Source organism: Xanthobacter pollutisoli (assembly GCF_040044995.1).
Lineage (GTDB): Bacteria > Pseudomonadota > Alphaproteobacteria > Rhizobiales > Xanthobacteraceae > Xanthobacter.
This window is the reverse complement of record NZ_JBDZDP010000024.1, coordinates 19376-46035: the sequence shown is the minus strand read 5'-3', so window position 1 is coordinate 46035 and position 26660 is coordinate 19376. Positions and strand designations below refer to the sequence as shown.

Annotated in this window: 23 protein-coding genes and 4 pseudogenes; 19 read left to right on the top strand and 8 right to left on the bottom strand. The window is 66.3% G+C overall.

Annotated features, from left to right (window positions below):
- Positions 1–252: 252 nt before the first annotated feature.
- The 3 genes and pseudogenes from ABLE93_RS23710 to ABLE93_RS23700 all read left to right on the top strand — a co-directional run.
- On the top strand, positions 253–690 hold the full coding sequence (locus tag ABLE93_RS23710; RefSeq protein WP_011993111.1) for an Xre family toxin-antitoxin system antitoxin: 438 nt from the start codon (positions 253–255) through the stop codon (positions 688–690).
- Complete coding sequence (locus ABLE93_RS23705) at positions 690–1151, top strand: RES family NAD+ phosphorylase (protein WP_348842207.1); 462 nt, start codon at positions 690–692, stop codon at positions 1149–1151. The genes ABLE93_RS23710 and ABLE93_RS23705 overlap by 1 nt, the downstream gene beginning before the upstream one ends.
- A gap of 88 nt (positions 1152–1239) precedes the next feature.
- Positions 1240–1332, top strand: a pseudogene (locus ABLE93_RS23700) (transposase); the annotation flags it as partial.
- An 85-nt stretch (positions 1333–1417) separates the two neighbouring features.
- On the opposite strand, the pseudogene ABLE93_RS27075 reads toward ABLE93_RS23700, so the two are convergent.
- A pseudogene (locus ABLE93_RS27075) lies at positions 1418–3051 on the bottom strand (IS66 family transposase).
- A gap of 69 nt (positions 3052–3120) precedes the next feature.
- Here ABLE93_RS27075 and ABLE93_RS23690 point away from each other — a divergent pair.
- The 14 genes and pseudogenes from ABLE93_RS23690 to ABLE93_RS23625 form a co-directional block, all read left to right on the top strand.
- Positions 3121–3246: pseudogene (locus ABLE93_RS23690) on the top strand (IS5/IS1182 family transposase); the annotation flags it as partial.
- Positions 3247–3507: 261 nt separating this feature from the next.
- Entirely contained in the window at positions 3508–4056 is a 549-nt protein-coding gene (locus ABLE93_RS23685; protein WP_348842205.1) for a TetR/AcrR family transcriptional regulator, read from the top strand.
- Positions 4053–4499, top strand: a complete 447-nt coding sequence (locus ABLE93_RS23680) for a pivalyl-CoA mutase small subunit (RefSeq protein ID WP_011993146.1) — start codon at positions 4053–4055, stop codon at positions 4497–4499. The genes ABLE93_RS23685 and ABLE93_RS23680 overlap by 4 nt, the downstream gene beginning before the upstream one ends.
- Entirely contained in the window at positions 4496–6175 is a 1680-nt protein-coding gene (locus ABLE93_RS23675) for a pivalyl-CoA mutase large subunit (RefSeq protein WP_348842204.1), read from the top strand. The genes ABLE93_RS23680 and ABLE93_RS23675 overlap by 4 nt, the downstream gene beginning before the upstream one ends.
- Before the next feature lie 10 nt (positions 6176–6185).
- Positions 6186–7181 (top strand): methylmalonyl Co-A mutase-associated GTPase MeaB, encoded by a 996-nt coding sequence (gene meaB / locus ABLE93_RS23670; protein ID WP_348842203.1) that lies wholly within the window; start codon positions 6186–6188, stop codon positions 7179–7181.
- Positions 7178–7639 carry a hydroxyphenylacetyl-CoA thioesterase PaaI gene (paaI, locus tag ABLE93_RS23665; RefSeq protein ID WP_011993143.1) on the top strand — a complete coding sequence of 154 codons (462 nt, stop codon included), beginning with the start codon at positions 7178–7180 and terminating at the stop codon, positions 7637–7639. The genes meaB and paaI overlap by 4 nt, the downstream gene beginning before the upstream one ends.
- Before the next feature lie 17 nt (positions 7640–7656).
- A complete protein-coding gene (locus tag ABLE93_RS23660) occupies positions 7657–8907 on the top strand; it encodes a phenylacetate--CoA ligase family protein (protein WP_348842202.1) in 1251 nt (416 codons plus the stop codon).
- A 405-nt stretch (positions 8908–9312) separates the two neighbouring features.
- Positions 9313–11292 carry an AMP-binding protein gene (locus ABLE93_RS23655; protein ID WP_348842201.1) on the top strand — a complete coding sequence of 660 codons (1980 nt, stop codon included), beginning with the start codon at positions 9313–9315 and terminating at the stop codon, positions 11290–11292.
- Entirely contained in the window at positions 11289–12149 is an 861-nt protein-coding gene (locus ABLE93_RS23650; protein ID WP_348842200.1) for an ABC transporter ATP-binding protein, read from the top strand. The genes ABLE93_RS23655 and ABLE93_RS23650 overlap by 4 nt, the downstream gene beginning before the upstream one ends.
- A complete protein-coding gene (locus ABLE93_RS23645) occupies positions 12146–13093 on the top strand; it encodes a branched-chain amino acid ABC transporter permease (RefSeq protein WP_348842199.1) in 948 nt (315 codons plus the stop codon). The genes ABLE93_RS23650 and ABLE93_RS23645 overlap by 4 nt, the downstream gene beginning before the upstream one ends.
- A gap of 2 nt (positions 13094–13095) precedes the next feature.
- Positions 13096–14184 (top strand): branched-chain amino acid ABC transporter permease, encoded by a 1089-nt coding sequence (locus tag ABLE93_RS23640; RefSeq protein WP_011993138.1) that lies wholly within the window; start codon positions 13096–13098, stop codon positions 14182–14184.
- Positions 14185–14250: 66 nt separating this feature from the next.
- The gene (locus ABLE93_RS23635; RefSeq protein WP_348842198.1) at positions 14251–15576 is read left to right on the top strand and encodes an ABC transporter substrate-binding protein; all 1326 of its coding nucleotides are present in this window, start codon (positions 14251–14253) and stop codon (positions 15574–15576) included.
- Between the two features lie 125 nt (positions 15577–15701).
- Complete coding sequence (locus ABLE93_RS23630; protein ID WP_348842197.1) at positions 15702–16535, top strand: ABC transporter ATP-binding protein; 834 nt, start codon at positions 15702–15704, stop codon at positions 16533–16535.
- Positions 16536–16733: 198 nt separating this feature from the next.
- Positions 16734–17426: an IclR family transcriptional regulator domain-containing protein gene (locus ABLE93_RS23625; protein ID WP_348842196.1), complete on the top strand. Its 693-nt coding sequence runs from the start codon at positions 16734–16736 to the stop codon at positions 17424–17426.
- 61 nt (positions 17427–17487) lie between these two features.
- Here the strand turns inward: ABLE93_RS23625 and ABLE93_RS23620 are convergent.
- A pseudogene (locus ABLE93_RS23620) lies at positions 17488–17637 on the bottom strand (IS256 family transposase); the annotation flags it as partial.
- Positions 17638–17978: 341 nt separating this feature from the next.
- Between ABLE93_RS23620 and ABLE93_RS23615 the strand changes: the two are divergent.
- Entirely contained in the window at positions 17979–18992 is a 1014-nt protein-coding gene (locus ABLE93_RS23615) for an IS481 family transposase (protein ID WP_348842195.1), read from the top strand.
- Entirely contained in the window at positions 18961–19800 is an 840-nt protein-coding gene (locus ABLE93_RS23610; RefSeq protein ID WP_348842194.1) for a universal stress protein, read from the top strand. The genes ABLE93_RS23615 and ABLE93_RS23610 overlap by 32 nt, the downstream gene beginning before the upstream one ends.
- A 153-nt stretch (positions 19801–19953) precedes the next feature.
- Here the strand turns inward: ABLE93_RS23610 and ABLE93_RS23605 are convergent, their stop codons facing one another.
- The 6 genes from ABLE93_RS23605 to ABLE93_RS23580 all read right to left on the bottom strand — a co-directional run bounded on the left by ABLE93_RS23605 (position 19954) and on the right by ABLE93_RS23580 (position 26598).
- Entirely contained in the window at positions 19954–20949 is a 996-nt protein-coding gene (locus ABLE93_RS23605) for a branched-chain amino acid ABC transporter permease (protein WP_394025593.1), read from the bottom strand.
- A gap of 10 nt (positions 20950–20959) precedes the next feature.
- Complete coding sequence (locus ABLE93_RS23600; RefSeq protein ID WP_348842193.1) at positions 20960–21841, bottom strand: branched-chain amino acid ABC transporter permease; 882 nt, start codon at positions 21839–21841, stop codon at positions 20960–20962.
- A 9-nt stretch (positions 21842–21850) separates the two neighbouring features.
- Positions 21851–22570, bottom strand: a complete 720-nt coding sequence (locus ABLE93_RS23595) for an ABC transporter ATP-binding protein (RefSeq protein ID WP_348842192.1) — start codon at positions 22568–22570, stop codon at positions 21851–21853.
- A gap of 1 nt (position 22571) precedes the next feature.
- Entirely contained in the window at positions 22572–23351 is a 780-nt protein-coding gene (locus ABLE93_RS23590) for an ABC transporter ATP-binding protein (RefSeq protein ID WP_348842191.1), read from the bottom strand.
- A 27-nt stretch (positions 23352–23378) separates the two neighbouring features.
- The gene (pcaF, locus tag ABLE93_RS23585; RefSeq protein ID WP_348842190.1) at positions 23379–24584 is read right to left on the bottom strand and encodes a 3-oxoadipyl-CoA thiolase; all 1206 of its coding nucleotides are present in this window, start codon (positions 24582–24584) and stop codon (positions 23379–23381) included.
- 280 nt (positions 24585–24864) lie between these two features.
- Positions 24865–26598, bottom strand: a complete 1734-nt coding sequence (locus ABLE93_RS23580) for an FAD-dependent oxidoreductase (protein ID WP_348842189.1) — start codon at positions 26596–26598, stop codon at positions 24865–24867.
- Positions 26599–26660: the final 62 nt, after the last annotated feature.

Below are 26660 nucleotides of genomic sequence, written 5' to 3'. Positions count from 1 at the left end.
TGCCGTCAACCCCGCGGGCCACCCCGCGATGCCGGCATCGCGGGCCCCCGACCGGGGGTTCCTCTGCGCTGTGCTGCGGTGACGACGGCGTCCGGCCCCTTCCTTGTGCAGCGGCATGCGAGTATTCCGACGGCCCCGCCCATGCCTTTGAAATCCCTCGGGGACAATCCTGCTGAAGAAAGCTGCTCTTGCTCTCCGGCAATATGCCGCATATGTCTAAGGCGTATTGCCGTTGACTGCAAGGAGGCTCTCATGTCGATTGCCATAGTCGTGGAGGTTGCCCGCAAGCTGGGAGGCCAGAGCGTGCTCGGCACGGTCGTGCGCTCGCAGGCCGACCTGGCTCTCGCCGTCCGCAACAGGCTTCCCCTGTCGGCTCTTCGTGGGCTCAGCCAGGCGGGCATGAGCGAGCAGGAGATCGAGAGATTCGTGATCCCGCAGCGCACCCGCCGCCATCGCGCCGACAAGCAGCAGCCGCTGACGGTCGATGAATCGGACCGGGCCGTGCGCCTCCTGCGCGTGCAGTCCCTGGCCGAGCAGACCTTTGGTGATCAGGAGAAGGCCAACCGTTGGCTGCGCCGCCCGCTCACCGAGCTCGGCGGCGAGACGCCGCTCGTCGTGGCGCAGACCGAGGCCGGCGCGCGCGTGATCGAGACCATCCTCGGCAAGATCGCCTGGGGCGCGGCCGCCTGATGCGGCTCTGGCGCCTGTCGGGCCGGCAGCATGCGCAGGCGCTGGACGGCGGCTATGGCCTGCATTTCGACGGCCGCTGGAACACCGTGGGGCATGCCGTCACCTATTGCGCGACATCGCCCGCGCTCTGCGTCCTCGAAAAGCTGGTCCATGTGGAGGATCCCGCGCTCCTGCCGGAGCTGGTCATGGTCACCTATGAGATCCCCGACACTGTCGAAATTGAAGACGTACCGTTGGAAGGTCTCCCGACCGATTGGCGGCGGCACGAGGCCTGGAGCCAAGAGAGGGGCGATACCTGGCATGAGGCGCGCGCCTCCTTGCTGCTGCGCGTTCCCTCGGCGATCGTACCGATCGTCGGCTCTCCCGACCTGAACGTGCTGATCAACCACAGCCATCCGACTGCGGCCGAAGTTCGCATCATCGGCGAGGTGCCCTTCTCGCTCGATCCCCGGTTGTTCTGAGGCGAGAAGGGAAGGGCGTCGCCCTGCGGGCCGGGCTGTTGGCTGCGCTGAAGCCAGCAAGCCGTCTTCATCCCAAAGGCTTCCATCCCAGGCACTCCAAGCCTTGCGGGGCGTCGACCTCATTGTGGCGGTGACCTTCGTCAGCGAGATCGGCAACCTGAGCCGCTTCGAGAGCCCCCGAGGTGGGGGTGGAAAACGTGCTCTGATCGAAACGGCTATTGGGCGTTATAAGGCGCTGATCGTAACCGGAGCAGATTCCGGGGCGGCTACGGTCGAGCGGCCTGCCGGATGAGATCTGGCAGGGGTGGGATTGAGGCCTGTGGGTTGATGCCGAGCCGATCGCCGAGATAGGCGAAGAACGAGACGCCGAGCTTCATTCAGGTCTTCATGAGGCCGAGGAAGACGTCCCGCGCCTGCCGTCCGGCGTCGCTCATCGTGCCGCCGGAGATCTTGCGCTTGGTGACGAAGGCGCGGATGTCGTTCTCCGAGCCATTGGTATGCAACGGGATCTCGGGGCGCTCCAGAACCCGCAGCAGTTCGGGTTTTCGGCGATGAAGCCGCGCCAGGAGCCGGTCGAGCAGGTTGTATCCGGTTCGTGGCCGGAAGATGCGGGGTCGAATCGGGCGCGCAGGGCCGCAGCGCATCTCTTGCACGGATCCTTCTGCCAAGCCTTCAGGTCTCGATAGAACCACCAGATCAGCTGACGCACCAGCTCGACCGACTGTCGCTGCTGCGGCGTTGCCGGCACCAGCTTGTGGACGAGCCTCTCCGCATGCACCCAACACAGCGCGTGCTCGCCGACGCGGAACTGGCCGGCGCCATCGGAGACGATCGCCGTGTCGCCCAGCAGGCCGTGGTGATGGATGGCGCCCCACAACGCACCTTCGGTGGCGATCCGTACCGGGTCCGGCGTCACGCCGAGCTGGTCGATGCCCAGCGCCGTCAGGTGCGCCTGCCATGCGGCCCCGTCCGCGAAGATCTTCTGCAGTGCGGCCTCGAGACGATCGATGACCGGTCCCGCCAGATTGCGCCCGCGCATGTAGGCCAGCGCCTCCTTGTTCACGACATGCTCGCCGTGACCGGCGCGAAGCGTGTCCAGGAACGCCGCGCGCGACTTCGAGGCACCGGTGCGGAAGGCCGTGAAGCGATCGTCGCCGATCTGCGTGGTGTAGCCGTCCGCGTGGGCGTGGCGTGCGGAGGTGTCATCCACCGTCACCCACTGTGCCGTCGCAAGGCCCGCGCGAAGCACGTCGCGATCCTCGCTCACGAACTCGTCCACGTGATCCGCTATCAGTCGCACGACCTGGCGCTTGGAGATGGCGATGCCGATCCCGGTCAGAAGAGCCGTCAGCCGCTCCGTCGTCACCTGTCCCTGCACGTGGCAGGCGAGGATGAAGCGCCGCAGGTTCGCACCCCAGCCGCCGACGATCCCCGGCGGCAGCGGCGCTACCACCCTCCCCCCCGCCGGCGTTACCCAGCGCTCGCGGCGATACCGCACGACCTCGGTGACCAGCACCAGGTCGCGAACCAGGATCGTCTCGTACCCCTTGAAGCGCGATCCTGCCGGCACCTCCGCCGGAACGACCACCTCCCGGCTCACCTGATTGCCGTCCCGCTTGCCACCGCGCCGGCGGCGCTTGCCCTTGCCGCGCGACGGCCCTGTCGCCTTCTCCATGCCCGAAGGCTTCGACGTCTTGAACTTCGGCCGGGGCGGCAGCCCCTTCAGCGCGGCGATCTCGTCCTTGAGATCCCGGTTCTCTGCCTTCGCCGACGCAAGCTCCGTCTTCAGGCCGGCATTCTCGTCACGAAGGCTCCGAACCTCGGAAAGAAGCTCCACGACAAGATCGCGAAGCGCCCCAACCGGCCGGTCCCTGACCGTATCAGCGTCTCGTTCCGACATGGAAATCGTGAATCACGACCCCCACTTCCTGAAAAGCCCCTTCGCCCCGGAATTTGCTCCAGTTACGCGCTGATCGGCCGACGTCTGCGAGCCCGCTTCTTTGCCGCCCAGCAGACGGAGGTTGCCATCGGTTGTGCAGTCCTCAACCGCATGCTCGCCTGTGCACGCCTGCACTCGGTTCGCTGCAGCGCATAGAGGACGATATCAAAGACCCCATTGCGCCGCATGTCGCATCCGTGCACCAACGCCCCCAAGTACGGTTCGTCAGACGGTGAAAAATCCGACGATGGCGTGCGCCCGAAATCATGCGCCAGGCGATGGCCGGCAAAATCCGTGGTCGTCATGAATAGGACGGGCTTGCACCTTCATCCGAAGAATGCTAAACGATCGTTTAGTTAGATAGGTGATGTCTTGACCTCGACAGCTTCGAAACGTCAACCAAGCCGCTGGCCTGCCTTGCTGGACGCCGCGGCCATCTTCTTCGCCGAGCGCGGCTACCACGCCACCGCCATGCGGGACATCGCGCGTGTCGCGAACGTCACGCCGGGAGCGGTCTACTTCCATGTGGCGACCAAGCATGCGCTGCTCGTGGCCGTCTATCAGGAAGGCGTGGATCGCATCATCCGCCACTTCGATGAGGCGATCGCGGAGGAGTACGATCCGGTGAAGCGCTTCCGCTGCGCCATCCAGGCCCACCTTGAATCCATCCTCGATGAGAGCGCCTATGCGCGCGTCATCGTCCGCGTGCTGCCCGAGGATGTGCCGGAAGCGACGGAAGAGTTGAAGCGCCAGCGCGAGCGCTATGAGGAGCGCTTCCGCGCGCTGATCGACGGCCTCCATCTTCCTCAGGGCCGCAATCCCAAGCTGATGCGGCTGCTGCTCATCGGCGCTCTGAACTGGACCCCGGTCTGGTATCGCGGCTCCATCGGCGGCCTCGACCCTGTCGTCGATGAGATGGTCGCCTCGTTCGGCATCCAGCCCACACGAAGGACGAGCAAGAAATGATCCATGCCGGCACGCGGCCCCTCCGTGTCCTCGTCACCAAGATCGGCCTCGACGGGCACGATCGCGGCAGCCGGATCGTTGCCGCCTATCTGCGCGACGCCGGCATGGAAGTGATCTACACGCCACCCTGGCAGACCATCCCGGGTGTCGTGAAGCTCGCCACTGAAGAGGACGTAGACGTCATCGGCATCAGCTCGCTGGCCACCGACCACCTGATCGTCCCGAAAATGATGGAGGCGCTGCGCGCCGCGGGGCTCGGTCACGTGGGTGTCGTGGTGGGCGGCATCGTGCCGGAAGCGGAGCAGTCGGCGCTCGCCGCGGCCGGCGTCAGCCGGGTGTTCGGTCCGGGCGCCGCGCGCGAGGAGATCGTGGAGTGCGTGACGGCCCTCGGCCAGAAGTCGCGCGCGGAGCGTGTCGATGACTATTCGGAGGCAAACCCATGAACCAGGCCGCGGTGCAACTTCCACTCCCGGGGTTCGAGCAGGCCTCTGGCCAGTGGCGCTCTGACTATTCCCGCCAGGTGGCCGGCGAGAAGCCGGTCCGCAACCGCTCCGGCATTGAGGTTCAGCCGCTCTATTCGCCGCGCGACTGGGCGGGCGAGCGCTATCTGGATGATCTCGGCTTTCCTGGCCAATACCCCTTCACGCGCGGCATCTATCCATCCATGCATCGCGGCCGCACCTGGACCCAGCGCCAGCTCATCGGCCTCGGCACGCCGCAGGATTACAATGTCCGGGTCCGCCGCATCATTGATGCGGGCGCCACCGCCATCAGTCTCCTGCCGTGCTGCTCGGGCTTCCGCGGCATCGATTGCGACGAGGTGGACCCGGTGCTGCTCGGCACCTGCGGCACGGTGGTGAACACCACCGACCACATGGATGCGGCGCTCGACGGGGTGCCCCTCGGCACCATCTCGACGGCCATGAACGATCCTTCCCCGTTCACGCTTCTGGCCTTCACCCTGGGGGTGGCGCGCCGCCGCGGCATCGACTGGCGCAGCATCACCGGCACCTCGAACCAGAGCGACTATATTTCCCATTTCATCGCCAACCACCAGTTCTACCGGCTGTCCCTGCCGGGGTCGCGGCGGGTGCTGCTGGACCACATCGAATTCTGCCGGCGCGCGTTGCCGAACTGGAATCCCCTGTCGGTAGTCGGCCAGCACATGCAGCAGGCCGGAGCGACGCCCGCCGAGACCATGGGCTTCACCTTGTCCTCGGCGATCCAGTACGCGCAGGACTGCATCGAGCGCGGCATGGACGTGGACGACGTCCTGCGCCGCTTTACCTTCTTCTTCGATATTTCGATCTCCTTCTTCGAGGAGATCGCCAAGTTTCGCGCCGGCCGACGCATCTGGGCGCGGATCGCCCGGGAGCGGCTCGGCGCGAAGGACCCCGCCTGCTGGCGCTTCAAGTTCCACGGCCAGACCTCGGGCGTCGATCTCACCCAGCAGCAACCCTTGAACAACATCGCCCGCGTCTCGGTCCAGGCCATGGCCGGCATCCTCAGTGGGCTTCAGTCCATGCACACGGATGCCTATGACGAGGCCATCGCCTGCCCCAGCGAGGAGACGGCGCGCATTGCCGTGGCCACCCAGAACATCCTGCGCGACGAGGCGCAGCTCTGCGCCGTGATCGATCCCCTCGGCGGTTCTTATTACGTGGAGCGGCTGACCGACCAGATGGAGGCGGAGATCGAGGCAGTGATTGCGCGGATCGACGCGGCCGGAGGCATGTACAAGGCGGCCGAGGTCGGGCTGGTGCAGACCATGATCGGCGAATCCGCGCTCGCCTTCCAGGAGCAGCTGGAGACAGGCGAGCGCAAGATCGTTGGCGTCAACTGCTATCAGGTCGAGGAAGACCCGACCATTCCGCCCGCCGAGCGCCCGGACCCCGCGGCCATGGAGCGGCATGTGGAACGCTTCAAGGCATTCAAGCGCGAACGCAGCCAGGACGCGGTGGCACGCGCCCTCGACGCGCTGGCGCGGGCCGCCAACAGCGAGCGCGAGAACGTGTTCGAGAAGGTGGTGGAGGCGGCCGAGGCCGGCGTGACCCATGGCGAGATGGTGGGCTGCCTGCGCCGCGAGCTGGGCTTCGGCCATCCCCTAATCATCGCCTGACAGGATCGCCATGGCCCCGTCCCCGTCCCCGATCCCGCTGGCGCAGCGGCTGCGCGCCGGCGATCCCCGCGCGGTGGCGCGGGCCATCAGTCTCATGGAGGAAGGCGGCAGCGCCGCCGCCGCGCTTCACGCCGCCATCCTGCCGGCGACGGGACGGGCGCTTACGATCGGCTTCACCGGCCCCCCCGGCGCCGGCAAGTCGACGCTGGTGGACGCCTTCGTGGCCGAGCTGCGCAAGAGCGGCCGTACGGTGGGGGTGGTGGCGGTGGACCCCTCGAGCCCCCTTTCGGGCGGGGCGGTGCTTGGCGATCGCATTCGCATGGGCCGCCACACGGACGATCCGGGCGTCTTCATCCGCTCCATCGCCTCGCGCGGACATCTCGGGGGGCTCTCGCGGAGCATCCATCATGTAGTGGACGTGCTCGACGCCGCGGGCCGCGACGCCATCGTGATCGAGACCGTGGGCGCCGGCCAGTCGGAGGTGGAGATCGTGGACGTGGCGGCGGTGCGCATCGTTGTGAACGCGCCCGGCCTCGGCGATGACGTGCAGGCCATCAAAGCCGGCATATTGGAGATCGCCAGCATCCTGGTGGTGAACAAGGCTGACCTGCCGCTTGCGCCCCGCACGGTCCGGCAGCTCAAGGCCATGCTGAGCCTGCGGCGGGAGGGTGAGGCGGACGTCCCGGTGCTGGAGACCATCGCCAGCGAGGACCGCGGCGTGGCGGAGCTGCTCGCCGCGGTGGACGCCTGCGCGACCTTGCGGCCGGAAGATGCGGCCGCCCGGCGGCGCACCCGCATCCGCCGCCTCGTCGCCGAAGGCGCGGCAGGGGAGATGCGGCGCCGCATTCTCGCCTGGGACGATGCGGCCTTCCTCGAAACGCTTGCGCGGGCGGCGCGAGGCGAGATCGACATCGACACGGCCGCGCGCGCCGCTATGGAGGCGCAGGCCGGTGGCGTTCCACTTCCTGTCGCGGTTCCGCAGAAGGCCGATCGGAGGGCCGGATGAACGCGCCCGCCGATCGCGCGGAGGACCCGGCCGCCGAGGCGTGGCGCTGGGCGCGGTTCATGCTGTCGGGCGACCGGCCGGCCGGTGCCTTCGGCTTCGAGCTCGTCGCCGCCGGTCCGGGCGCGGCCGAGCTGGCGATGACGGTGCCCCCGGTGGCGCTCAACGCCTTTGGCACCTGCCATGGCGGTGTGCTGTTCACCCTGGCCGACGCGGCTCTTTCCATCGCCTGCAACAGCCGGGGCCAGCAATCGGTGGCCCAGACCTGCAGCATCGCTTTCCTGAGGCCCGTGCAGCCCGGCGATCGGCTGATCGCCCGCGCCAGCGAGCGCGCCCGCACCGCCCGCACCGCCATCTATGACTGTGCCGTGGTCAACGGCGCCACCGGTAAGGTGGTCGCCGAGTTCCGCGGCCACTCCCGCACCATCGCGGACCACATGCCCATCGGTCCGGCAACCTGAGACGGGGCGACGCCAGCATGACGGCACTGGAACAGCCGGTGATTTCCGACATCTATTTCACCGCCCGGGAGGTCATGGATCCCGAAGCGCGGGAGTGGGACCTCCTCGGCCGGCTCCCCGGCCTTGTCGCGCGCGCCATGCAGGCCCCCGGCTGGCGCCGCCACCTCGCAGGCATCGATCCGGGCGGCGTGAGGGACCGGCAGGCGCTCGCGTGCCTGCCGGTCCTGCGCAAGGCGGACCTGATGCGGCTCCAGGCGGAATGCCCCCCGCTGGGTGGGCTCGCCTGCGCGCCGGTCTCCTCCTTCAAACGCCTATTTCTTTCCCCGGGACCGGTGGCGGAGCCGGAAGGCCATGGTCCCGACTGGTGGGGAACCGCCCGCGGCCTCCATGCCGCCGGCATGCGGCGGGGCGACATCGCCATCAACTGCTTTTCCCACCACCTCACTCCGGGCGCCCGGTTCGTCGAGAGCGGCATGCACGCCATCGGTGCCGCCGTCATTGCGGGCGGCGTCGGCAACACCGACCAGCAGGTGGAAGCCATCTGCCGCTACGGCGCCACCTGTTATCTCGGCACGCCCGATTTTCTGAAGCTGCTGCTCGACCGGGCCGCGGAATTGGGCAAGAGCACGCGGACGTTGACGAAAGGGTTTGTCTCCGGCGCGGCGCTTCCCTCCTCCCTGCGGGCGTTGCTGTCGGCCCGCGGTGTTTCGGTCCTTCAGGGATACGCCTGCGCCGATGTCGGGCTGATCGCCTACGAGACCGTGCCGGACGACGGCTTGGTCCTCAACGAGGAGCGCCTCGTCGAAATCGTCGATCCCTCCACCGGCACGCCCGTGGAGCCGGGAGCGGTGGGCGAGGTGGTGGTCACGCGCTTCGACGCCGACTACCCGATGATCCGCCTGTCCACCGGAGACCTCTCGGCCGTCAAGCCCGGCCTTTCCCCGTGCGGCAGGACCAATCAGCGGCTCGCGGGCTGGCTGGGCCGCGCCGACCAGAGCGCCAAGGTGAAGGGCATGTTCGTCCACCCCTCGCAGGTGGCCGAGCTCGCTTTGAGGTTTCCCGAGCTCGCCAATGTGCGTCTCGTGGTCCTTCGCGCACGGGAGCAGGACGCCCTGCGGCTCGAGGCGGAATGCGCGAGCGCCGGTGCTGGCCTGGAGCAGGCCATCGCGCAGGCGCTGAGGGACATCACCAAGCTCGGCGGCGAGGTCCTGCTCGTGCCCCCGGGCACCCTGGCCCCGGACGGCCGCGCCATCATCGACATGCGCTGAGCACCGGCGGCCGGCGGCCGGCGATCGCGAAGGCGCCCCGGTCACCCCGCCAACGCGCCAGCGCCCGGCGGACGCCTGCACTCGAACACGCAACGGGCAATCGCCCCTCGAAAGGCGCCTGCCTGCGGCTCGGCCCTGATGGGCCGCGTGCCGGCCGAGAGGTAACCTGGCGTTCCTTCTTTACCTCCGCCGGACCCACCGGCCTGGCGACGCCTCCCAGCGCCCTCCGTGCAGTCGCCAGAGCCCGCCGGGAGAACGGCCAAGCTGGAGCAAATGGGGCAGCCAACAGCGTTCGTCGCCGACAAGCTGATTGAACACTTGTTTAGTTCGATGGCCGCTGCTAGGCTCCCCTCCGATGGTTGAAAGACCATCCAAAATCCAAGGAAGGTCGAGGGAGGATGCAAGGTGGCCGACACCTACGCCGCAGACACCTTTCCCAAGCTGCTGCTCGACAATGCCGCCCGCCGCCCGGCCCGCCCCGCCATGCGGGAGAAGCGATACGGAATCTGGAAGACCTGGACCTGGGCCGACCTCACCCGTGAGATCGAGGCGCTGTCCCTCGGCCTGAAGGTGGCGGGCATCGCGCCCGGCCAGCGCGTGGCGGTCATCGGCGTCAATCGCTCGCGCCTTTACTGGAGCATCCTCGCCGCTCAGTGCGTGGGCGCCGTGCCGGTTCCGCTCTATCCGGACGCGGTAGCCCAGGAGATGGCTTACCTGCTCGCCCATGCGGAAGTCACCGCCGCCATCGTCGAGGACCAGGAGCAGGTGGACAAGCTCCTGTCCGTGCTCCCCGAGCTGCCGGCGCTCCGGCTCATCGCCTATGACGAGCCCCGCGGCATGCGCGATTATGTCTGCGAGGCCTGCGCGCTCACCAGCCTCGACGCGATCATGGCCTCCGGCCGGCAGGAGACTGCCGGCGCAGGCCTCGGCCGCGCCTTCACCGACTTAGTCGCCCGCACCGGGGGCGGCGACACCTCGATCATCCTCTATACGTCCGGCACCACCGGTCGGCCGAAGGGGGCTGTCATCTCCTCCGAGCGGGCCATCAGCGCCGCCCGTCAGACGGTGGCGGCGGACCGCCTCGACGAGACCGACGAGGTGCTCGCCTATCTGCCCATCGCCTGGGCCGGCGACCACTATCTCAACTATGCCCAGGCCTTCGTTGCCGGCTTCTGCATGTCCTGCCCGGAAGAGCCGGAAACGGTGGCTATCGACATCTTCGAGATCGGCCCCACCTTCTATTTCGCCCCGCCGCGGGTGCTCGAGGAGCTGCTTACCCGCATCATGATCTCCATGGAGGATGCGGGCCGCGCCAAGCGCTGGTTGTTCGACCGCTTCATGAATGTGGCGCGCCGCTGGGGCGAGCCGATCCTGAACCGCCGGACCGACGTGCCGCCGCATGGCCGCCTGCTCTATGCCCTCGGCGAGATCCTGATCTACGGCCCGGTCAAGAACGTGCTCGGCTTCTCGCGCATCAAGGTCGCCTATACGGCGGGCGAGGCCATCGGGCCGGACCTGTTCGCCTTCTACCGCTCCATCGGCGTGAACCTGAAGCAGTTCTACGGCCAGACGGAAGCCTTCCTCTACATCTCGGCCCAGCCCGACGGGCAGATCCGCTCCGATACGGTGGGGCCGGCGGCGCCGGGGGTGGAGATTCGCATCGTCGAGAGCGGCGAGGTGCAGTTCCGCTCGCCGGGCCAGTTCGTGGAATATCTCGGCGATCCCGTCCGCACCGCGGAGACCCTGACCCTGGACGGATTCGTGCGCACGGGCGACGCCGGCTTCATCGGCCAGGACGGGCACCTGCGCATCATCGACCGCGCCAAAGACGTGGGCCGGCTCACCGACGGAACCCTGTTCGCGCCCAAATATATCGAGAACAAGCTGAAGTTCTTTCCCAATATCAAGGAGGCCGTGGCCTTCGGCGACGGGCGCGACTTCGTTGCCGCCTTCATCAACATCGACCTCACCGCGCTCGGCAACTGGGCGGAGCGCAACGGCGTGAGCTACGGCTCCTACCAGGAACTGGCAGCGCTGCCGCAGGTCTACGACATCATCCGCGGCCACATCCGCCAGGTGAACCGTGATCTCGCGGCGGAGCCCGCCATGGCGGGCGCGGCCATTACCCGCTTCGTCATCCTGCACAAGGAGCTCGATGCCGATGACGGCGAGCTGACGCGCACACGCAAGGTGCGCCGCGCCTTCGTGCAGGAGAAGTATGCCGGCCTTGTCGCCACCCTCTACGACAATGCCCGCGAATGCTTCGTGAGCACCGAAGTCACGTTCGAGGATGGCCGCAAGGGACGCATCGAGGCCACGCTCACCCTCGCCGAGGTCGACGATCGGGGCCCGCACCCTCACCAGCGCGAGACATTGGCAGCATGACGGCGCTCTTCTCCTCGACGGCCGCCGCAGGAGCGGCATCGGCCGCCCGCGCCGCCCCCGCGCCCATCGCGCGCAGCATCGCCGCCACCGCGCCGCTGCTGGAGATCCAGCGCGTCAGCCTCAGCTTCGGCGGGGTCCGGGCGCTGAACGATGTCTCGTTCGACATCCGGTCGGGCGAGATCCTCGCCATCATCGGCCCGAACGGCGCCGGCAAGACCTCGATGCTCAACTGCATCAACGGCTTCTACCGTCCCACCTCCGGCTACATCGTGCTCGACGGCGAGCGCCGCACCCAGACCCGCCCTTGGTTCGCGGCCCGGCGCGGCATCGCCCGCACCTTCCAGAACGTGGCGCTCTTCAAGGGCATGACCACGCTCGACAACATCATGACCGGGCGCGCGCTGAAGATCCGCAGCAGCATCCTCGGCCAGCTGGTGCGCGTTGGCCCGGCCATGCGCGAGGAGATCGAGCACCGCCGCAAGGTGGAGGAGATCATCGACTTCCTCGAGATCCAGGCCATCCGCAAGGTGCCGGTGGGCAAGCTGCCCTACGGGCTGCAGAAGAGGGTGGAACTGGGGCGGGCGCTGGCCATGGAACCGCGGCTTCTCCTGCTCGACGAACCCATGGCGGGCATGAACCTGGAGGAGAAGGAAGACATGAGCCGCTTCATCCTCGAGGTGAACCAGACCTACGGCACCACCATCACCCTGATCGAGCACGACATCGGCGTGGTGATGAACCTGTCCGACCGCATCGTCGTGCTCGACCACGGCTGCAAGATCGCCGACGGCACGCCGGCCGAGGTCAAGAGCGACCCGCGCGTCATCGACGCCTATCTCGGCCGGGGAGGAGCATGATGCTCGGGTTCGATCCGGCCAAGGTCGGCTTCTTTTTCGAGGTGCTCGCCTCCGGGCTGCTCTCGGGCATTCTCTACGCCCTGGTGGCGCTCGGGTTCGTGCTGATATTCAAGGCCTCCGGCGTGTTCAACTTCGCCCAGGGGGCCATGGTGCTGGTCGCCGGGCTCGCCTTGGTGCGGGCCCTCGGCTGGCTCGAGACACAGGTGCCGTTCTGGTTGGCGCTGATGCTCGCCATCGCGTTCGCGGGCGCGCTGATGACCGGCATCGCCTGGGCGGTGGAGCGCTTCGCCCTGCGCAAGCTCGTGAACCAGACCGCACTGACGCTGTTCATGGCCACCATCGGTATCACCTTCGTGCTGGAGGGCCTGGGCCAGCAGATCTTCGGGGCCCAGGTCTACAAGCTCGACATCGGCCTGCCGCGCGACAGCCTGTTCGTGCTGGAGAGTGTGTTCGACGGCGGGATCCTGCTGAACCAGTTAGATCTGTGGTCGGCCGTGCTCGCGGCCCTGCTGGTGGTGGCGCTGGCCGTCTTCTTTCAGAAGACACAGGTGGGCCGTGCCCTGCGTGCCGTGGCCGACGACCATGCGGCGGCGCAGTCGGTGGGCATTCCCCTGACGCGGGTGTGGTTCATCGTGTGGATGGTGGCCGGCTTCGTCGCCATCGCCGCGGCGGCGGTTTGGGGCTCGAAGGTGGGGGTGCAGTTCTCCCTCGTCTACGTGGCGCTCAAGGCCTTGCCGGTCATCATCGTCGGCGGCCTCACCTCCATCCCCGGCGCCATCGTCGGCGGCCTGCTCATCGGCGCCGGAGAGAAGCTGGCCGAGGTCTATCTCGGTCCTTCCGTCGGCGGCGGGATCGAGCACTGGTTTGCCTATGTCGTCGCCCTCCTGGTCCTCCTGGTGCGCCCGCAGGGGCTATTCGGGGACCGTATCATCGAGCGGATCTGAGCATGTTCTACCGTGAGGCCGGCCACTTCCACGACAAGTACCGGGACGAGATGGCGATCTTCCAGATCCGGGAGGACCGCATCGGCATCCGCCTGCTGCTGATCGCTGCCTTTGTCGCCGTGCCGCTTCTCCACGCGGCCGGCGTGCCGCCCTTCGCCGGCGACTATCTCTTCAGCGCGGTGCTGACGCCGCTCCTGATCCTCGCCACCGCCGCCATCGGCCTCAACCTGCTCGTCGGCTATTGCGGGCAGATCTCCCTCGGCGCCGGTGCCTTCATGGGGGTGGGGGCCTACGCTGCCTACAACGTGTCGGTCCACCTGCCGGGACTGCCGCTCCTCGCCACCTTCCTGCTGGCGGGTGCGGCAAGCGCCGTCGTGGGCCTCGTCTTCGGCATCCCCTCGCTGCGCATCAAGGGTCTCTACCTCGCGGTCGCGACGCTCGCCGCGCAATTCTTCCTGGACTGGGCGTTCCTGCGCGTCGGGTGGATCACCAATTATTCCGCCTCCGGCTCGGTCACTGCGCCGCCCCTCGTCATCGCCGGCTGGCACGTGGACTCGCCGGTGGAACGCTATCTGCTCGTCCTCGCCGTCGCGGCCATCGTGGCGCTCGGCGCCGCGAACCTGGTGCGGGGCAATCTCGGCCGGCAATGGATGGCGATCCGCGACATGGACATCGCGGCCGAAATCATCGGCATCCGCCCCATGCAGTCGAAGCTGACCGCGTTCGCCATCTCCTCCTTCATCCTGGGGCTCGCGGGGGCGCTGTGGGCGTTCGTCAACCTGCGCGCGTGGGAGCCCTACGCCTTCTCCATCGACCGCTCGTTCCAGCTGCTGTTCATCGTCATCATCGGCGGGCTCGGCTCCATCATCGGCTGCTTTTTGGGGGCGGCCTTCATCTGGCTGCTGCCGCTCGCGGTCGAAGGCATCCCGCGCTGGCTCTCGATCCCCATCGCTGCGGATGCCGCGGCGAACCTGACGCTCGGCGTGTTCGGCGCGCTGATCCTCATCACGCTGATCTTCGAGCCCCACGGCCTCGCCCGCATCTGGGCCATCATGAAACACAAACTCCGACGCTGGCCCTTCCCCTACTGACCGAGGGGCAAAAGCGGAGCGCCAGAGCCGGCCCAAGCCGGCCAAACTCCAAGGGAGGAGAAGCCAATGAAGAATCCCACGACGAAGTTGAGTATGCTTCTGGCGGCAGCGCTGCTGGCCCTACCGGTCGCAGCGCGCGGCGAGGAGAACGGGCAGTTCATCCCCGTTCTGTCCTACCGCACGGGGCCGTTCGCGCCAAACGGCATCCCCTGGGCCAACGGCATCGTCGACTATTTCGAGCTAATCAACCAGCGCGACGGCGGCATCAACGGCGTGAAGATCATCTACGAGGAATGCGAGACGGGGTACGCCACCGACCGCGGCGTCGAATGCTACGAGCGCCTCAAGAACAAGGGGCCGACCGGAGCCGCGTTCGTCAATCCCCTCTCCACCGGCATCACCTTCGCCCTCACCGAGAAGGCGCCGGTAGACAAGATCCCCCTCATCACCGCCGGCTTTGGCCGCTCCGAATCGAAAGACGGCAGCGTCTTCACCTGGAACTTCCCGCTGATTGGCACTTATTGGACCGCGGCGGACGTGGCCGTGCAGTATATCGCCAAGGAATTCGGCGGTCCGGACAAGCTCAAGGGCCGCAAGATCGTGCTGCTCTATCATGATTCCCCGTTCGGCAAGGAACCGATCCCGGTTCTGGAGGCGCTCGCCAAGAAATACGACTTCCAGCTTACGCTCATCCCGGTGGCCAATCCGGGCGTGGAGCAGAAGTCGCAATGGCTGCAGATCCGCCAGCTCCGTCCCGACTATGTGGTGATGTGGGGCTGGGGCGTGATGAACCCCACGGCCATCCAGGAGGCCGCCAACGTCAACTTCCCGCGCGAGAAGATGCTCGGCTTCTGGTTCGCGGGCGCGGAGCCCGACGTCGTCCCCGCCGGCGCCCAGGCGGTGGGCTACAAGGCGCTGATGCTGCAGCACGGGGCGGGGCGCGCGCGCGTCCACGACGACCTCGACAAGTACGTCTACGGCAAGGGGCTCGGCAAATCGAACCCCACCGATTCCAGCGGCGTGCTGTTCAATCGCGGCATGGTGGGGGCCATGCTCGGCGTCGAGGGCATCCGCACCGCCATGGCCAAGTTCGGCAACAAGCCGCTCACCGGCGAGCAGGTGCGCTGGGGCATCGAGCACCTCGCGCTCGACGAGAACAGGCTGAAGGAGCTGGGCTTCGAGGGCATGATCAGCCCCATCAAGATCAGCTGCTCGGACCACGAGGGCTCCCACACCTCCCGCATCCAGCAATGGGACGGCAAGCAGTGGAAGGTAATCTCCGACTGGTACACGGCGGACGAGACCATGCTCGCACCCATGCTGAAGGATGCGGCCGGCCGCTACGCCAAGGAGAAGGGCATCACGCCGCGCGACTGCAGCAAGGAGTCCTGAGCACCAGAACGTCCCCCCGCATCACGCAAGTGGGGGGGGGGGACGATCCCGCCCGTCGCATCGACCCACGCGAACCGGTGCCCACTTCGCTCGAACACGCTCGAGCCGATCCAGGGAACGACGCCATGACGCCACAAGCTCCCGCGGGAGATACCGCCCCGGCCATTCTCTCGGTCAACAACATCGAGGTGATCTATGACCACGTCGCGCTGGTGCTGAGGGGCGTCTCCCTCACGGTGCCGGAGGGCGGCATCGTCGCCCTCCTCGGCGCCAACGGCGCCGGCAAGACCACGACGCTGCGCGCGGTGTCGAACCTGCTCAGGTCCGAGCGGGGTGACGTCACCAAGGGCTCCGTCGTGTTCGCCGGCGAGCGGGTGGACCGCCTGACCGCCAACGACCTCGTCCGGCGCGGCTGCATTCAGGTGCTGGAGGGACGGCGCTGCTTCGGCCACCTGTCGGTGGAGGAGAACCTGCTCACCGGCGCCTATACCCGCCGGGACGGCGCGGCCGCCGTCCGGCAGAACCTCGAGGACATCTACGAGACCTTTCCCCGCCTGCGCGAGCGCCGCAAGGCGCAGGCGGGCTATCTCTCCGGCGGCGAGCAGCAGATGTGCGCCATTGGCCGCGCGCTGATGTCGAAGCCTCGCATGATCCTCCTGGACGAGCCCTCCATGGGCCTCGCCCCGCAGGTGGTGGAAGAGATCTTCGAAATCGTCCACGCCCTCAACCAGCACCGCGGCGTCTCTTTCCTGTTGGCCGAGCAAAACACCAACATGGCGCTGAAATACGCTACCTACGGCTACATCCTGGAGAGCGGGCGTATCGTCATGGACGGGCCTACAGCGGACATGCGCAACAATGAGGATGTAAGGGAATTCTATCTCGGCACCGCCAGCGGCGAGGGCCGGAACTTCCGCAACGTGAAGACCTATAAGCGGCGGAAGAGGTGGCTCAATTGACGATGGCCCACCCGTGAGGCTTCGGGCGAAGGGCGCGGCGCGATCTGCTGGAGACCCAGGGAAAGCTCTAACGAGCGGTAGGATCGCGCGATGAAGTTGAAATGCAGGCGGGCCACACTCCAACGCCGGTGAATATGTCCGTCAACCCCCGCGGGCCGGCGTCCGGATCCCGCGTCGTGTCCGCACAGGCAGTCCATGATGAACGACCCCGATCACCGCCAGCAAGCCTCGCACACCCTCTCCCGCGTAACGAAGATGCTGGTGGATCTCGGCTGCCTGCGCCATCTTGGGCCCATCGGCCGCTATGCGCTCGGCAATGCAGTGCTGACGCTCGGCTATCCCCTGATGGTGAGCCTCAGCCCATGGCGGGAGGCACGGTCGGTCATGCGCGAATTGGCGGAGGTGGAGTCCGGGCAGGTCTCCCTCGGCGTGCGGGACCGCTTCTCGGTGGTGTCCATAGAATCCATCCCGGGCCCACACCGCAGCATGGTCATGCCGGACCTCGGGCCGGTGTGGCCGCTTCTCCACAGCGCCATGGGCCGTGCTCATCTCGCCGCCCTGGCGCCGGCCGATCGCGACGCCCTGCTCGCCGACTTCAGGCGACGCGGATTCATATCGTCCTTCGGTCTTGCTCGGCCGGACATCTATGCCGGTGCGGTACCCCTGCGGCTGCGCTGGAACGAGGAGATCATGGCCTTGAACTGCAGCATCGCAGCGTCGCCCTCCCTGGGGCCGGAGGCGTTCACCGCCCTGATCGGCCGGAAGCTGCTGCTGACCGCGCGCGCCATCGAAGCAGCGGTGGAATTGGCCGTGCAGCCGGACGGGCTGATCACCGAGCGCGAGCTGTCACGCATCCCGCTCTCGATACGGCCCCTGCGTCCGAACCCCTGACCGGAATCCGGTGGAAACGCCCGTCTCCCTCGAACACGCCGCAGGCACTGGCCATTGCGGCGAGGGATAATGCATCCTCGTCCATCATCGCCGCCAACGTCGCTAGGCCCGCCGTCAGGCAGAAGCGATCGAAGCTGGCGCCGACCTCCTGCCAAGCCTCATCGACGATTGCAGCCGGCACCACGCCGGCAGATGTGGTAGCTTTCTTCATGGCGTTGCTCTCCTTCGCGGATTCAGCACCCCGAGCTAGCGGCTCAAGGCGGGCAACACCTGCTCTCCTATTTCAACATCGGCCGGGACATCCCCCCGTCGGGGCCAAGGTGTAAAAAGGGCGGGAAGGCTTACTGAATCATAGGGCTATGGCGCAAACATAGTGCTCATCACTATCGCTCGTGGCTCACCACCAACGGCAGGAACCCTCACGTCGATCCCCAGCCACGGTCCAAGCTCTACGCAAACATCAGGCCTGGCGCCAAGGCCATCCCGCCCTGGCTGGTGTTTGATCCCGGGCTTTGATGGTGCAGTCTTTTCGCCGGAGTGGAAGGAGGCACTATGGGCCAGGTTCTTCACGGGAGCGCCACGACGACAGAGGCAGTGCGTCGAGCGATACAACATAGTCAAGAGAGCCTGAGGGCGCTGGCCAAGCGTTACGGGATCAATCAGAAGACGGTCGCGAAGTGGAAGAAGCGCACCTCGGTCGCTGATCTGCCGACAGGCCCGAGGGCTCCGACATCGACGGTTCTGTCGATCGAGGAAGAGGCGGTCATCGTCGCCTTCCGCCGGCATACGCTGCTGCCGCTCGACGACTGCCTCTATGCCTTGCAGGCGACGATCCCGCATCTGACGCGCTCATCCCTGCATCGCTGCCTGCAGCGCCACGGCATCAGCCGGCTGCCGGAGGTGGAGGGCGACAAGGAGCCGAAGAGGCGGTTCAAGTCCTATCCGATCGGCTTCTTCCATATCGATATCGCCGAGGTGCAGACTGCCGAGGGTAAGCTGTACCTTTATGTAGCCATTGATCGCACGAGCAAGTTCGCCTTCGTGCAGGTCGTCAGGAAAACAGGCCGGACCTCGGCGTCAGCCTTCCTCGTGGCCCTGATCGACGCGGTGCCCTACCGGATCCACACCGTTCTGACGGACAACGGCATCCAGTTTACCTTCCCGCCGCGCTATGCCGACGGGCCGACAGCTCGCTACATCACCCACATGTTCGACATGCGCTGCCGAGAGAACGGCATCGAGCACCGCCTGACCAAGGTGAAGCACCCCTGGACCAATGGCCAGGTCGAGCGGATGAACCGGACCATCAAGGAAGCGACCGTCAAGCGCTTCCACTACGATGATCATCACCAGTTCGAAACGCATCTCGCCGACTTCGTCGCCGCCTACAATTTCGGCCGGCGCCTGAAAACCCTCAGAGGCCTCACGCCCTACGAATTCATCTGCAAATGCTGGACTTCAGAGCCAGAGAGATTCATCCTCGATCCAATCCAGCAAATGCCGGGACTGAACAGGGCATCACAGGGTAAGATCCATGGATATCAAGACAATCGCTGTTCTCATTGATACCAGTCCGTCGCGCGAAACGCGGATGGATTATGCGACCAATCTCGCGCGGCGCCACGGCGCGCACCTCATCGGAATATTCCTGCTTCCCCCGGACATCGGCGGGGGGCTGGCTGCCTCCCATGTCCGCGGGCAAGCGGCGATCGCCAACCTTCTGCACCATCAACAAGCCCGCAAGGACGACATGATCCACGACGCGCGGGACATCTTCGAAAAGCACGCCGCCCGGCAGGATGTGCGTTGCGAGTTCCGTGTCCACGCGCCCCGCGGAGAAGATGAACGCCGCCTCGGCGCCCTGCACGCGGATCTCGTCGTCGCTGCATCTCCGAAGGACTCCTGGCTCGACGACGGGCCGCCAGCCGATGTCGTGCAACTTGCGACCGGCGTCCCCTTCCTGCTCGTGCCGGAGAACTGGCGCAACATGGAACCGCCACAGCGCATTCTCATCGGCTGGAATGCAAGCCGGGAATCGCGCCGGGCCATCGGCGATTCCCTGCCTCTGCTGGCGCTCGCTTCATCGGTGACGGTGCTTATCGTGGATCCGCAGGCGACCATCCCCGCGGGAGAGGAGCCGGGGATGGAAGTCGCCATGTTCCTGTTGCGCCACGGTGTACGCCTGACCGTCGATCCCGTGCAGTCACACGGGCGAGCGATCCCCGAGGTCATCTTGGAATACGCTGCGTCCAATGAGCACGATATGATCGTGCTCGGCGCTTACAGTCATGCCCGCGCCCGGGAGATCATGCTCGGCGGCGTGACGCGTTCGCTCCTGGCGCAGTCGCCGATCCCTTTGCTCATTTCCCATTGAGCAGCAGGAGATCCGGGCAATGGTGTGAGTGGGCCTAGCCTGAGCCCTTTTTCTCCCCCGGTTCAGAAGAGAGTCCGAGGGCATAGTCGGGAGGATCATTCGCCTGCCGCCTATCGCGTACTCACAAGGTTTGCCCAGGCGATCGGCATTGCTTCATTCGGGTGTTTTTTTTGCGTTGTAGTGTCTTCCGATGGCGACGATCTCGCCAGCGATGCCGCGGCGGAACAGGGAGACGGCGACGACGAAGATGACGCCCTGGATGACGAGCACCCACTCGCCCAGGCCGGCGAGGTAGTTCTGCATGGTCACGATGACCGCCGCCCCCACCACCGGGCCGAGGATGGTGCCCATGCCGCCCACCAGGGTCATCAGGATCACCTCGCCCGACATCTGCCAGGCGACGTCCGTGAGTGAGGCCAACTGGAACACCAGCACCTTGGTCGATCCCGCAAGTCCGGCCAGAGCGGCCGACAGCACGAAGGCGAGCAGCTTGTACTGGTTCACCCTGTAGCCGAGCGAGATTGCCCGCGGCTCGTTCTCGCGGATGGCTTTCAGGACCTGCCCGAACGGGGAGTGGATGGTGCGGTAGATCACCAGGAACCCGAACAGGAAGATCGCCAGGACGAAATAGTAAAGATGGATGTCCTTCGTGATGTCAATGAAGCCGAGGAGCGCACGGCGCGGCACCGCCTGGAGGCCGTCCTCGCCGCCGGTGAACTTGGCTTGTAGGCAGAAGAAGAAGAACATCTGCGCCAGCGCCAGCGTCACCATGGCGAAGTAGATGCCTTGGCGACGGACGGCGAGCAGGCCGACGAGGAAGCTCAGCACGGTCGAGAACAGCACGCCGGCGAGGATGCCCAACTCCGGCGTGAATCCCAGCACCTTGATGGCGTGGGCAGAGATGTACGCCGAACCGCCGAAGAACATCGCATGGCCGAACGACAAGAGCCCCGTGTAGCCCAGCATCAGGTTGAAGGCGCACGCGAACAGCGCGAAGCACATCACCTTCATCAGGAACACTGGATAGACCGCGAATGGTGCGGCGAGGAGCAACGCGACTGCGATCAGCCCGAGCACCAGTGTCATCGGGAACCTGGATGAGGTCGCGGAGGTGGTGACGGGCGCTGTGGTGGAGGAAGACGTTGTCATTGATGCGCCCTCACTTGGCCGTGCCGAACAGGCCGGCGGGTTTCACCATGAGCACCAGAGCCATGATGACGAAGATGACGGTGGAGGAGGCCTCGGGATAGAACACCTTGGTCAGGCCCTCGATCACCCCGAGGCCGAAGCCGGTGAGGATGGCCCCCAGGATGGAGCCCATGCCGCCGATCACCACCACGGCGAACACCACGATGATGAGGTTGGAGCCCATGGTGGGGCTCACCTGATAGGCGGGGGCGGCGAGCACGCCGGCGAGCGCCGCGAGGCCTACGCCGAAGCCGTAGGTCAGGGTGATCATGCGCGGCACGTCGATGCCGAAGGCCTGCACCAGGTCGGGCCGCTCGGTGGCGGCGCGCAGGTACGAGCCGAGCTTGGTGCGCTCGATGATGAACCAGGTGGCGAGGCACACCACGAGGGAGGCCACCACCACGAAGGCGCGGTAGTTGGGCAGGAACATGAAGCCGAGGTTGGTGCCGCCCGGCAGGGGGTTGTTGTAGGGCAGGCCGGAGGAGCCGTACTGCCGGCGGAACAGGCCCTCGATGATGAGGGCGAGGCCGAAGGTGAGCAGCATGCCGTAGAGGTGGTCGAGATGGTAGAGGCGGCGCAGCAAGGTGCGCTCCATCACCATGCCGATGAGCGCCACCATCACCGGCGCCACGACGAGCGCCCCCCAGAAGGGCACGCCCAGATAGTTGAGCAGCATCCAGGCCCCGAAGGCGCCCATCATATACTGCGCGCCGTGGGTGAAGTTGATCACGTTGAGCAGGCCGAAGATCACCGCCAGCCCAAGGCTCAGCATGGCGTAGAAGGACCCGTTGATGAGCCCGAGCAGCAACTGCCCGAACAGGGCCTGAGGAGGTATTCCAAGAAGTTCGATCATGACTTGCCCTCAGACGCCGAGGAAGGCTTCGAGACGCGCGGCGTTCTCAGCGATCTTGTCGTTCTCCACCATGTCCACCACCCGGCCGTGCTCCACCACGTAGTGGCGGTCGGCGACGGTCGAGGCGAAGTGGAAGTTCTGCTCCACCAGCAGCACCGTGAACCCCTTATTCTTGAGGTTCCGGATGATCTGGCCGATGTGCTGGACGATCACCGGGGCGAGACCCTCGCTAGGCTCGTCGAGCAGCAGCAGCTTGGCGCCGGTGCGCAGGATGCGGGCGATGGCCAGCATCTGCTGCTCGCCGCCCGACAGTTTGGTGCCCTGGCTGTTGCGCCGCTCCTCCAGCCGCGGGAACAGCTCGTGCACCTCGTCCACGGTCAGCCCGCCGGGCAGCACCACGGGGGGCAGCAGCAGGTTCTCGCGCACCGAGAGCGAGGCGAAGATGCCACGCTCCTCGGGGCAGATGGCGATGCCGAGCCGGGCGATCTTGTTGGGCTGCAACCCGACCGTTTCGGTGCCCTCATAGCGGATCGAGCCGGCGCGCTTGCGCAAAAGGCCCATGATGGCGCGCATGGTGGTGGTCTTGCCGGCGCCGTTGCGCCCCAGCAGCGTCACCACCTCGCCGGGATGGACGTCGAAGGTCATGCCGTGCAGCACGTGGCTCTCGCCATAGTGGCCGTGCAGGTCCTTCACCGACAGAAGAGGCGCGGTCCCGTTCAATGCGGCCATCTCAATGCGCTCCACCGGTGCCCATATAGGCCTCGATCACCTGCGGGTTCTTCGACACCTCCGAATAGGGTCCCTCGGTGAGGATCTCGCCGCGGGCGAGGACCGTGATGGTGTCGGAGAGGTCGGCCACCACGGACAGGTTGTGCTCCACCATCAGGATGGTGCGATTGGCCGATACCCGGCGGATGAGGTCCGCGGTGCGCGCGATGTCCTCGCGGCCCATGCCGGAGGTGGGCTCGTCGAGCAGCAGCATCTCCGGCTCGAGCGCCAGGGTGGTGGCGATCTCCAGGGCGCGCTTGCGACCGTAGGGCAGCTCGACCGCCAGATGCCGGGCGTAGGATGTGAGATCAACGTCGGCGAGCAATTGCATGGCGCGGTCGTTGAGGACGTCGAGCGACGTCTCCGCGCTCCAGAAATGGAACGAATTGCCCACCGGACGCTGCAGGGCGATGCGCACGTTCTCAAGCACCGTGAGATGGGGGAACGTTGCCGAAATCTGGAACGATCTCACCATGCCGAGGCGGGCGACGTCGGCCGGCTTGGTGCGGGTGATGTCGTGCCCGTTCAGGTGGATTGAGCCGCGTGTGGGCTCCAAGAACTTGGTGATGAGGTTGAAACATGTGGTCTTGCCGGCACCGTTCGGCCCGATCAGGGCGTGGATCGTGTGCCGGCGAATCCTCAGATCCACGTCCTTGACCGCAGCAAACCCCTTGAATTCCTTCGTAAGGCCGCGGGCGTCGACAATGTCGTCGCCTTTGGTCTGACTTGGTGGAGCGTTCATCAATTCCTCCCCGGATCTCTTCTTGCTTCACACGCGTTCGATGATTGTAGCGATGCCCTGTCCGACACCGATGCACATGGTGCACAGGGCGTAGCGGCCTCCCGTCTCCTCGAGTTGATGGAGCGCCGTGGTGATGAGGCGCGCGCCGGACATGCCGAGCGGATGGCCGAGCGCGATCGCCCCGCCATTTGGGTTCACGTGCGCGGCGTCGTCCGGCAAGCCGAGCTCGCGCAGCACGGCGAGCCCCTGCGAGGCGAACGCCTCGTTGAGTTCGATCACGTCCATGTCGGGAAGGGTGAGGCCGGCGAGGGCCAGCACCTTCCGGGTCGCCGGCGCGGGACCCATGCCCATGATACGCGGCGGCACGCCGGCCGTAGCCATGGCGACGATCCGGGCGCGGGGCTTCAGGCCGTGGATGAGGGCCGCGGCCTCGGAAGCGAGGATGACGGCGCAGGCACCGTCATTGACCCCCGAGGCGTTGCCCGCGGTCACCGAGCCGTCCGGCCGCACCACGCCCTTCAGCTTCGCCAGCTGCTCCAGGGTGGTGTCGGGGCGGGGGTGCTCGTCCAGCTCGACCAGCTTCGCCTCGCCCTTCTTCTGCGGGATGAAGACCGGCACGATCTCGCGGGCGAACCGCCCGGAGGCCTGGGCCCGGCCGGCGCGCTGCTGGCTGCGCAGGGCGAAGGCGTCCTGGTCGGCACGCGAGACCTGGAAGTCGTCGGCCACGTTCTCCGCCGTCTCCGGCATGGAATCGACGCCGTGCATCGCCTTCATGGCCGGGTTCACGAACCGCCAGCCGATGGTGGTGTCCTCGATCTTCGCGGAGCGGGAGAAGGCGCTGTCGGCCTTGCCCATGACGAACGGCGCGCGGCTCATGCTCTCGACCCCGCCCGCGATCATCAGCCCGGTCTCGCCCGCCTTGATGGCGCGGGCGGCGGTGCCGATGGCGTCCATGCCCGAGCCGCACAGGCGGTTGACGGTGGAGCCCGGCACCTCCACCGGCAGCTTCGCCAGCAGCGCCGCCATGCGGGCGACGTTGCGGTTGTCCTCGCCGGCCTGGTTGGCGCAGCCGAGGATCACGTCATCGATGGTGCCCCAGTCCACTGACGGATTGCGCGCCATCAGGGCGGCGATGGGGATCGCCGCCAGATCGTCGGCGCGTACCGTGGAAAGGGCGCCGGCATAGCGCCCGACGGGGGTGCGGACGGCGTCGCAGATGAAGGCTTCACTCATGGCATCAGGCCGCGCGCGGCCCCTCCTTGTCGGCCAGAAGCCGAGATCAGTGTCCGGACGTCCCGGCGCCCGTCTGGGCGAGCGCCTGTCCCAACGCAACACACCGCGGCGTTGCAGATGGGACGCACGGTAGCGGTCATCGCCCATAAGCCGACCGAAGGGCGTTCAGGGCGGCGACCATAGGAAGCCTTCGAGAGCCAGCTTTGAAAGCTGACGGGATCATCCCCCATGAGCCGATTAAGCCTTGCGTTGGCGGTTGGCGGTGAGACGCCGAGGGCGTTTAATGCGCGTTAGGCGCATTGTTGGCAATATGACGCGCGGCGATAAAACCAAACGTCATGGCTGGTCCGATCAGTGCTCCGCCGCCTGGGTAGCGGCCGCAGAAGATGCTGGCCCTGTCGTTGCCGACGACATAGAGCCCGGACACCACGGAGCCGCCCGGCGTCAGGACACGTGAATACTGATCGGCCTTCAGGCCGGCAAAGTTTCCGATGTCGCCAGCATAAACCCACACCGCGTAGAAAGGCGCTTTGGTGAGGGGCGCCACATTCGGGTTGTGAGGGTTGCTCGCATCGCCGAGGTAATATCCGTAGGTCGTCGTGCCTTTGCCGAACTCCGAATCCTTCCCGCTCATGGCGTTCTCGTTGTAGTTCGCGACCGTTTTGCCGAGCTCGTCCGGATCAACCCCGATCTGCGATGCGATCGCTGCAATCGACTCCGCCTTGTAGAGGTAGCCGGCGTCGATCAATGCTCTGGTCGATAGGAAGGGCTTCGCATAGCCGAGGCCATATTTCGAGAAGGCATTGTGGTCGCAGATCAGGAAGGCCCCGGTGGGGCGGCCGCTCTCCGGAGAGGCAATCATGCGCGCGACCAGATCATGGTAAGACATGCTCTCGTCGGCAAACCGGCGTCCATTCCGTAGCACGGCGATTACTCCGGGCTTGCCCTGATTGACCGAGTGGATGATAGCTCCGACCGTCCCATCCGGGTGGGGAACGCGGGAAATCGGCATCCAGGCTCCGGCATTTGGAATGTCCGATGTGACATAGCCCCCCGCCGACTCCGCCATGCGCGCGCCGTCGCCCACATTGCCGGGCGCGGTCAGCGAGATGTGCTCACCCTCCAGCGCAGGATGGGAATAGATCTTCGACCGGCGTTCCGTATTCTGGGCGAAGCCGCCACTGGAAAGCACCACGGCCCGCCGCGTCCTGACCCGGACAAGGCGTCCGTTGCGATTGACGATCGCCCCCGTGACCCGGCCGTTTTCGAGAATGAGCTCGGTGGCGGGTGCGAACGTCCACAGGGGTGTGCGCAGGCGAAACAGGGCGCTGGCAAGGCGGGCCACCAGGGCATTGCCGTTGACGAGCGTTTGCCCCCTGCCGTAGCGAACGGTGTCGTAACCGTATTTGAGCAGCAGGCTTGCGACCCGGATGGTCGAGCGAACCGATCGGCCAACCTTGTAGAAGTGGCTCAGGTCCGATCCTGACGAGATACCCATGCCGAAGAGGGAGAGCTCGCGTGGCAGTGGCCGCAGGCGCCGCAGCTCGGCACCGAGGATCCGAGCATTGACCGGCTCGACTTGCAGCGAGCGCCCATATGTCAAGGCACCCGGTTGATTCGAATGGTAGTCTGGCATTTTTGTGCTGATGAAGGGGATGCCGACCTCGTTCATGAAGAAGTCGATCATCTCCAGTCCACGCGCGAGATATGTCTCGATCAACGCCTCATCATAGGCATTTCCCAGCTCGGCTTGCAGATAGCGACGGCAATTGTCGATATCATCTTCAACACCCGCCTTCGCCGCCAATGAGTTGCCCGGAATCCAGACATAGCCGCCCGAGACGGCCGTCGTGCCGCCAAAGACCGGCGCCTTCTCCACCACGAGGACATCCAGGCCGGCCATCCGTGCGGTGATGGCTGTGGCCAGTCCGCCGGCACCGGACCCGACAATCAGGACATCGCACCAATGGTCGTCGCCACAGTCAACGCGGTCGCTGGCGTGTTTGTTGAACATGGGACGTTCTCTCGCTCTGAAGATATGATTTTTCTTGAGACATCGTTGCAGCAGCCGCGCGG

Excerpts from the sequence above, each read along its gene's own strand:
- ABLE93_RS23605 (WP_394025593.1), bottom strand. The coding sequence starts at position 20,949 with ATGACAACGTCTTCCTCCACCACAGCGCCCGTCACCACCTCCGCGACC.
- pcaF (WP_348842190.1), bottom strand. The coding sequence starts at position 24,584 with ATGAGTGAAGCCTTCATCTGCGACGCCGTCCGCACCCCCGTCGGGCGC.
- ABLE93_RS23680 (WP_011993146.1), top strand. The coding sequence starts at position 4,053 with ATGATCCATGCCGGCACGCGGCCCCTCCGTGTCCTCGTCACCAAGATC.
- ABLE93_RS23625 (WP_348842196.1), top strand. The coding sequence starts at position 16,734 with ATGAACGACCCCGATCACCGCCAGCAAGCCTCGCACACCCTCTCCCGC.
- ABLE93_RS23675 (WP_348842204.1), top strand. The coding sequence starts at position 4,496 with ATGAACCAGGCCGCGGTGCAACTTCCACTCCCGGGGTTCGAGCAGGCC.
- ABLE93_RS23600 (WP_348842193.1), bottom strand. The coding sequence starts at position 21,841 with ATGATCGAACTTCTTGGAATACCTCCTCAGGCCCTGTTCGGGCAGTTG.
- ABLE93_RS23635 (WP_348842198.1), top strand. The coding sequence starts at position 14,251 with ATGAAGAATCCCACGACGAAGTTGAGTATGCTTCTGGCGGCAGCGCTG.
- ABLE93_RS23640 (WP_011993138.1), top strand. The coding sequence starts at position 13,096 with ATGTTCTACCGTGAGGCCGGCCACTTCCACGACAAGTACCGGGACGAG.
- ABLE93_RS23660 (WP_348842202.1), top strand. The coding sequence starts at position 7,657 with ATGACGGCACTGGAACAGCCGGTGATTTCCGACATCTATTTCACCGCC.
- ABLE93_RS23650 (WP_348842200.1), top strand. The coding sequence starts at position 11,289 with ATGACGGCGCTCTTCTCCTCGACGGCCGCCGCAGGAGCGGCATCGGCC.
- ABLE93_RS23645 (WP_348842199.1), top strand. The coding sequence starts at position 12,146 with ATGATGCTCGGGTTCGATCCGGCCAAGGTCGGCTTCTTTTTCGAGGTG.
- ABLE93_RS23630 (WP_348842197.1), top strand. The coding sequence starts at position 15,702 with ATGACGCCACAAGCTCCCGCGGGAGATACCGCCCCGGCCATTCTCTCG.
- ABLE93_RS23705 (WP_348842207.1), top strand. The coding sequence starts at position 690 with ATGCGGCTCTGGCGCCTGTCGGGCCGGCAGCATGCGCAGGCGCTGGAC.
- ABLE93_RS23590 (WP_348842191.1), bottom strand. The coding sequence starts at position 23,351 with ATGAACGCTCCACCAAGTCAGACCAAAGGCGACGACATTGTCGACGCC.
- ABLE93_RS23710 (WP_011993111.1), top strand. The coding sequence starts at position 253 with ATGTCGATTGCCATAGTCGTGGAGGTTGCCCGCAAGCTGGGAGGCCAG.
- ABLE93_RS23615 (WP_348842195.1), top strand. The coding sequence starts at position 17,979 with ATGGGCCAGGTTCTTCACGGGAGCGCCACGACGACAGAGGCAGTGCGT.
- ABLE93_RS23580 (WP_348842189.1), bottom strand. The coding sequence starts at position 26,598 with ATGTTCAACAAACACGCCAGCGACCGCGTTGACTGTGGCGACGACCAT.
- meaB (WP_348842203.1), top strand. The coding sequence starts at position 6,186 with ATGGCCCCGTCCCCGTCCCCGATCCCGCTGGCGCAGCGGCTGCGCGCC.
- paaI (WP_011993143.1), top strand. The coding sequence starts at position 7,178 with ATGAACGCGCCCGCCGATCGCGCGGAGGACCCGGCCGCCGAGGCGTGG.
- ABLE93_RS23595 (WP_348842192.1), bottom strand. The coding sequence starts at position 22,570 with ATGGCCGCATTGAACGGGACCGCGCCTCTTCTGTCGGTGAAGGACCTG.
- ABLE93_RS23610 (WP_348842194.1), top strand. The coding sequence starts at position 18,961 with ATGGATATCAAGACAATCGCTGTTCTCATTGATACCAGTCCGTCGCGC.